Raw genomic sequence first — 7,021 nt, forward strand, 5'->3', positions numbered from 1 at the left:
CGCAGGAGGAGTTCGGATCGATGGGTACTCAACCATATCGAGGCAGTCACTGACAGCGTCTTCGTGGACACGGACCGGGATCAGGCTCGCGGCCCGCGGTGCTTCACAGCAGCCCCCCTTGCTCCAGCAATCTTCGCCAGGTGTCCACATAGCGCCCCTTGCGGTCCCTGCGGTCGAACGCGTCCGGTCCCATGACGACCTCGATGAGTTCCGGATACTGCCTACCGAGCACGAAATCATTGAAGAACTCGACGGCGCCCACATCGAACTCCCAGGTTTCGATCTCCTCTGGATGGGAGTAGTAGAAGGCGTAGTCGTCACCGTTGAGGTAGTAGACACCCCCGTCCTCTCGGTCGACTCGAATCACCGGTTCGCCTTGGAAGCCCGGGATGGCATCAGGCATAGCCAGATGCATGAACCCGATGTCGAGCGGAGTGCCCAGCGGGCATTCAGGGTCGTCTTCGCGGTCCTGCCATGCCTCAGCACTGGCGATCGACTCCGGCCGCACGAATCGCAGACAACTGCCTTGGAGCACCCGGAACAGACTGAACACGGCCGTGACGTCTTTCGGCGCGCCTTCGAGCGGATGCAGCCTCTCGCCCGCGGATACGACAACGTCGGGGGCCTGCGCACCCTCAAGACGTCGGAGCCGGTCGAGCTTGTGCTGGATCTTGCTGAGCGCATCAGCTCGTTGGTCGCTCATCAAACCACCCTAATCACAGGTGGCCCTCGGGAACTTCACGCGGGGAGATGTCTCGCCGTCACGCTGCGGAAACCGACCCGCCGACGATCGCCGCCCTCCCTGCTGGACGGAAGCCACCATGGCGAATCCCGACGACGTCGACGCTGTACGGGTCGTCACCGGCGCCCGCGGCGGAGGCCGCGCCCGTCGCACCGACGGTGCCCGCGATGACCCCGGCCGCCCCGGCGGCGCTCAAGAGCAGGGCTCGACGACCGCGGCGTCCTTCGTTCCGTGTGCTTTCTGCCGCAGGGTGTTCCATGATGCGCTCCTGTTCGAACCGGTGCCGTTCTCGACAGTCCTGTCCGAAGTGACCCTATTGCACCGGCGATCAATAGCCAAGGGCTACAATGGTTCTCCGTTCGTCACCGCGCGTTACCGCCGTTCCGATACCGCTGTACATACTCAAGCCCCACCTCGGAGTGCGCGCCCTCGGCTGCGGCGTACCAGATCTCGTTCTCGAGCCAGAACCGGCAGATGAAGGTCTCGAAGGTCTCGGCAGCGAACGAGATCTCGTCCGGCCCCGCTGGAGCCTCGTCCGCTTCAGTGCCGTGGAAGTCGGGCGAGCAGACCACGGCGTGGTCGGCGCCGCCCTCGGTCAAGTGCAGGTACCAGAACAGGCAACCCTGCTGGTCGGCCAGGAATCTGACCAGGTGCCCGCCCGAGGGCGCTTTCACCGGTGCCGCGTCGAGATCGATGTAGCAGCCCGTGCAGGACCGGACCCGCTCCTGCAGCGGCGGCGATTCCATGAACCGCGTGAAGGCCGGCGGCAGTTCGAGCCCCGCCCGGTCGCAGGCCGCCAGCAACTCGGGCAGCCGGTCGTCGGCGTTGCCGTTGATCGTCCACTCGTCGTGCACCGGCTGCGCCTCGAGCCACGCGAGGTCGCCGCTCATGGGGAACGGCACTGGAGGGAGATCCGCGTACTCGTACTTGCCGTACGTGCCGACTCTCGGCCGCGACTCCACTCCGGCGTCCGAAAGGGCGGTGGCCCACCAGTAGGGGGGGAACGGGGAGTGTCGGGCTCGCATGGGTGCCATTCTCGCACCATCGGATGGGGAGTTGACGCCAGGTCCCGATTCAGTAGCGTCGGATCTATTACAGCGGAAGGAGTTGTTTCCCTTGTGCCGCAATATGACACAAGCGCGAACATGACGGAGTGCAAGACTCCAGTGCCTCTCTACTATGTATTCTCATTTCGACCGTGCGATAGGGATGCACCGGACAGATCGGGCATGGTAGTGCTGTCAATGGCGTTCGGTTAAGCCGTCGGGGCAGATGTCCACGGCCAGTTCATAGGTTCGGGTCTTGAAGTGCTTGACCTGCTTGTTGCGGTTGTGCTTCGACATCGCCCGTCTCTTCAGTCGTGGGGCGACGCGGCCGGGGCGGTGCTTGACCAGGCTTGCTCGTTCTGGTCGCATATCCAGTCGGCCCATTGGTAGTGGAATTCCTGGTCGTGGTGGGTGCGGGTGATCTCTCCGTAGAGGCGGGCGAGGCCGGTCAGTGTCAGGCGGCTACCGCGATGGGCGGCTTGCCGGTGGGCGATAGCGGTCGCGGTCGCGGCCAGCAGCGCGAGGGTGAGCCAGCGGTGCACTGAGGTCCACTTGCGCATCTGGTGCTCGTCGAGCCCGAAGCAGCCCTTGGCGTCTTGGAACGTGGTTTCAATCGGCCAGCGGAGCCCGGCGATGCGGATCAGCCGCGCCAGGTTGGCCTCGCCCTCGGGCAGGTAGGTCAGGTAGTAGGCGTACTCGTCCTTGCGCCGGTTCCAGCGGATGAGCAAGCCGCGTTCACCTTCGCAATCGGTCGAGTTGAGCGCGAGGTAGCCCCAGGCGTAGACGCGCTGCCCGCGCGAGCCGGCCCCGGCAGAGCGAGTCGACCAGCTCCGAGTCGGGATTGCCTGGGCGAGGTGTTCGACCCGCTCAGTCTCGATCGCCGGGTCGGTCGTGGCTTTGTGGTCTTTGCCGTTCGCGACATGCCGCGTGAAGCCAGCCCACCCAAAGTCGAGCGTGAGAGTCTTGTCCTGCAACGGCTTCCTCCTGACGACAGACTTAATCCATCGTCTTCAACGAGGGAGCCGTTGCCACAGTTGCGGCCTCACCAGCACAAACACTAACCCGAGCCGACTTTGCGTAGACCGTGGTCTTGGGCGATGCCCGTCGCGTCAAGGTCGGCCTTGATGTGTTCGATCTGGCCGATCTCACCGCGGACCAGAACGCATGCGCCGGTATGAGCGAGTAGGAGCGTGTCAACCCGCAGACTGTCCAGTGAAGCTTGGGTCCCGCGCCAGACGATAGCGCAGTTCCTCCATCACTTCGAGCAGGTTTGTCACCAACGGATCGTCTCACCGGTACTGCGTGTAGCTGACCGGTTCGCCTGGCGGGAATGCAGGGATCAAAGAGGTCGGCAGTTCGCCGCGTGTTAGTGCAGTGAGCACCTCGACGGTGGTCTGCTGGTGGAACTCCCACCTGTCCCCGGCGTCATTGTAGAAGGCGATCCGCCATTGGCTCGATGGCTTGCCTGACTCGGCGATCCAGAACAACTGAGTGCCGTCTTCGGTGGTCGCCCAGTTGACTACCGTGAAAGTGCGCCCCTGCAACTGGTCTGGCATCGATTCAGGGAGATCCTCCCATTCCTCCTTGAGGTACTCGTCCCAGTACAGTGCGTTCTCGGTGAGGTTGAACGCCTGGATGCGTTCGCCGAGCCCGAGGATCTGCATGTAGTTGTTGAACGCGCCAGCGCCGAACGTGTCGATCAGTTCCTTGTAGTCAGCCGGAGCATCCAACCCGATCACGGACCTGAGGTTCTGCCAGTCTGGTCGGGGCCCAGGAGTCTCACGCATCTGGGTCTGCTGTGCGAGTTGCTGAAGTCGATCACTTACCATTAGTAGCTCCAGTCCACCTGGCCGCGGCGCAATAGTGTATCCATGGGTCGCTGGCGGATTCGGCGGTCATGACGCTCGCTCGCGGCCTGACGAACCTCTGAGCGCGCCCGGATCAGGCAGGTTCAGGATTGACGTCAGGCGCAGGCTTCAGCCTGATCGAACGCTCGTTCCGGGGGCGGTTCTTGGGACACGCACCCTCCGAGGATGAGCGACAGCATGGCCAGGTTCGCGAGTGCGACTTTGGTCGTCATTCAAAGGGTGCGAGGTCACCAGGTGCTCGGCTGACGTGCCCGAACGTCTCGCAGCCATGCCGGACGCGGCAGCTTGTAGACGGGAGCAACGCCCCAATCGCACGCAGGGCCGCCTTCCTCTTCTATCAGGAGGGGCGAGCTGTCGGGGTCAGCGGCGAACCGTTCCAGATCCTCGGCGTAGCGGACCAGCAATTGTGTCCACGACGGGGCCAAGACGTCCCACTCGAAGGATTCGACGTCCATCCGGACCACTTGCCCCGGTGTGCCTCCCTCCGGTGGGTCCAGGTCGAGGAACCAGTTGACATCGCCGTTCATCGTGCCCACGACCACCCTGCCCGCGAGGCTCGAGGTCGGTCGCACCGGCCCGTTCACGTGGATCATGCCCTCGTCGATGAGGCAGGCCATGACGCGAGGATCGTCGAGGTCCGGGTCCTCTTCGGAGTGCCACGCCTGCGTCAACTCGACGATGTCGGCTGTGTTGAAAAGGTAGTCGAGCGGCACCGGGCTGGGATCGCCGGACTTCGATCCGTTGTGGACACACATACTCGCTCGGAAGTCCAGCGGCAGCGTCACCCCCAACACCGCATCGACCGCATCGACCTCCCGCACCTCGGCCGGCCCTGCGAGCAGCCGCAGGGAATCGGCCAGGACACGGTTCAAGGCCTCCTCGACGCGAGCCCAGGCGTTCGCGACGTTCTCAAAGGAGCGTTCATCGGTATCGGCCATGCTGCGCATCATAAGGCCCCTTCGCACAGGTGCGGATGCGTCGTGAACGGCCGACTGGACTCGATGCCCACGCGGCCACATGTCCAATTGGTCCGGAATAATCTCGAGCGCAGGGAGGGCGTCGACGATCCTCATGGTTTCCAGGCTGTCGGTCACGATCTTCTTAACACGACGGCGAAAGTTCATTGTCTGACTGTCGGTGACGCCTGAGGTCGGTGTCTGACTGGTTGGGACGCAACGGGTTCGATGGAGACGCAGTGCGGCTGCCGGTCGATGATTCATGGTGTGTGCCAAGAGAACCAAGTCGCGGCAGCCGCTGCGGTGAGCATAGTCCGTGCGGTGACCGCGGAGTAGCTGGGTGAGTGCGCCGACCTGTTCGCTCGGGTCGAGACCCGCCGCCTGGCCGCTGACGCCGTCGCCGGGCTCCAGGCCGACCTGAAGGCGAAGAACTGCTGTTCGAACGCGAAGAAACCCTGGTTTCGACACCAACTACCTCTAACGACGCTTCACACAGGGCACCCCGGGCCAGCCGGGACGACGCAACGTCCCCACGATCCCCACCTGACGACTCAACGGCCGCCTTCTCCACATCCATCACCACGGTCACGTCACCGCTCTCGCAGCATGTGGTGGTTTGAAGCCTCCCCCCGCAGGGCCAGGGAGCTGTCAAAGAATTAGTCCTCGATTTAGTCGGCTAGAGTTCGGTTGTGTTGGAACGGGTTTCAGAGCGACTGGGTGAGGTTGTTCCGCGGCTTATGCCGTATTTGGATGAGCGGCAACGGCGGCTGGTGCTCGGTGGGATCGCGCGTCTGCTGGGTCATGGCGGGATCGGGGCAGTGGCGACGGCGGCTGGCGTGGCGTCCTCGACCGTGTCGGCGGGCAGCAGGGAACTGTTGGAGGATCAGGAATTCGATGGGCGGATACGTTCGGTCGGGGCGGGCCGCCCGGCCTTGGCCGAGGCTGACCCGGATCTGGTGCCGTCCCTGCTGGCGATGGTGGAGCCGGTCGAGTGCGGGGACCCGGAGACGCCGCTGCGGTGGACGGTGGCCTCGACCAGGAATCTTGCCGAAGCCTTGACCGACGCGGGGCATCCGGTCAGTCATGAGACGGTCGCTTCCCTGCTCAAGGCCGAGGGCTTCAGCCTCCAGGGCACGCACCGAACGATCGAGGGCGCTCGCCACCCGGACCGGGACGCCCAGTTTCGCTATATCAACGATACTGTCACCTCCTTTCTGGACGCTGGTGACCCGGTGGTGAGCGTGGACGCTAAGAAGAAAGAGGTCTTGGGCGACTACGCGGTCGGCGGGACGACCTGGCGGCCAGGTGGCGACCCGATCAAGGTCAGGGCGCACGACTTCCCCGAGAAGAACGCGCCGAAGGCGGTCCCCTACGGGGTCTACGACCTGGGCGCGAACACCGGATGGGTGTCGGTCGGGACCGACGCCGACACTGCCGACTTCGCCGTCGCGACGTTGCGCCGCTGGTGGGAAGGCGAAGGCCGATCCCGCTACCCGAACGCGAAACGGCTGCTGATCACCGCCGACGCCGGCGGCTCGAACGGCTACCGGGTCCGGCTCTGGAAGACCGGGCTCGCCGCCTTCGCCCGCAAGGCCGGCATCGAGGTCACGGTGCTGCACTTCCCGCCGGGCACCTCGAAATGGAACAAGATCGAGCATCGCCTGTTCGCCCAGATCTCCTCGAACTGGCGCGGCAAGCCGCTCACCAGCCACGAAGCAGTCGTCTCCCTCATCGGTGCCACCCGCACCCGGACCGGACTGACCGTCACCGCCGAGTTCGACCCCAGCCCCTACCCCACCGGAAAGCGCGTCCCTGTCGCCGAGGTCGAGCGGCTGCCGATCACCGGCCATGACTGGCACGAGCGGTGGAACTACACGATCCGGCCCCAGACACCCGAGCGGGCACCGGACCCGGCCTTCGGACGGTTCCCCGAAGGCGACAAACATCCCGCCTGGCTGCACCACCCGGCCATCACCGGCATGAGTGAACCCGACTGGCGCGATCTCACCGACCGCTACCGGCAATTCCTCGTCGAACACCCCACCGTCGTCCCCTTCGCGAAGCACCGTGCCGGCAACACTGGCACTCGGAAGCTCTCAGCGGCCGACCGGCTCCTCGTCGTCATCCTCAAACAGCGATGGAAGACACCGAACCCGCTGCTCAGAGACCTGTTCGGTGTCTCCGACCAACTCATCGGCGGCGCCCGCCGAGAGGTAGCACGTGACCTCGACGCACTCGGCATCGCCATCGAACCAACCCGACAACGCATCGCAACCGAACCCGAACTCCGAGCGCTCATCCCGGCTCGACCGAACAGCAACAGCCCCAACCAAATCGAGGACTAATTCTTTGACAGCTCCCAGGGCTAGATCAAGTTCCGCGCTGGTGTGGAAGGTCTGGCTGGGATGG

The 7,021-nt window shown here is 64.5% G+C and carries 6 protein-coding genes and 1 pseudogene; 1 reads left to right on the top strand and 6 read right to left on the bottom strand.

From position 1 onward, the window contains the following. Positions 1–103 precede the first annotated feature (103 nt). The 6 genes from L0U85_RS12005 to L0U85_RS21325 all read right to left on the bottom strand — a co-directional run bounded on the left by L0U85_RS12005 (position 104) and on the right by L0U85_RS21325 (position 5,080). Complete coding sequence (locus L0U85_RS12005) at positions 104–703, bottom strand: hypothetical protein (RefSeq protein WP_241377999.1); 600 nt, start codon at positions 701–703, stop codon at positions 104–106. A 58-nt stretch (positions 704–761) separates the two neighbouring features. Then, the gene (locus L0U85_RS12010) at positions 762–1,001 is read right to left on the bottom strand and encodes a hypothetical protein (protein WP_241378000.1); all 240 of its coding nucleotides are present in this window, start codon (positions 999–1,001) and stop codon (positions 762–764) included. Positions 1,002–1,104: 103 nt separating this feature from the next. Continuing rightward, entirely contained in the window at positions 1,105–1,767 is a 663-nt protein-coding gene (locus tag L0U85_RS12015; RefSeq protein WP_241378001.1) for a hypothetical protein, read from the bottom strand. A 329-nt stretch (positions 1,768–2,096) separates the two neighbouring features. Then, on the bottom strand, positions 2,097–2,762 hold the full coding sequence (locus L0U85_RS12020; RefSeq protein WP_241378002.1) for a transposase: 666 nt from the start codon (positions 2,760–2,762) through the stop codon (positions 2,097–2,099). A 315-nt stretch (positions 2,763–3,077) separates the two neighbouring features. After that, a complete protein-coding gene (locus L0U85_RS12025) occupies positions 3,078–3,527 on the bottom strand; it encodes a hypothetical protein (protein WP_241378003.1) in 450 nt (149 codons plus the stop codon). Between the two features lie 356 nt (positions 3,528–3,883). Beyond that, positions 3,884–5,080 carry an SMI1/KNR4 family protein gene (locus L0U85_RS21325; RefSeq protein WP_241378004.1) on the bottom strand — a complete coding sequence of 399 codons (1,197 nt, stop codon included), beginning with the start codon at positions 5,078–5,080 and terminating at the stop codon, positions 3,884–3,886. A 269-nt stretch (positions 5,081–5,349) separates the two neighbouring features. Between L0U85_RS21325 and L0U85_RS12035 the strand changes: the two are divergent. After that, positions 5,350–7,021, top strand: a pseudogene (locus L0U85_RS12035) (ISAzo13 family transposase); the annotation flags it as partial.

The sequence above is a fragment of the Glycomyces sp. L485 genome (genome assembly GCF_022548875.1).
Classification (GTDB): domain Bacteria; phylum Actinomycetota; class Actinomycetes; order Mycobacteriales; family Micromonosporaceae; genus Glycomyces.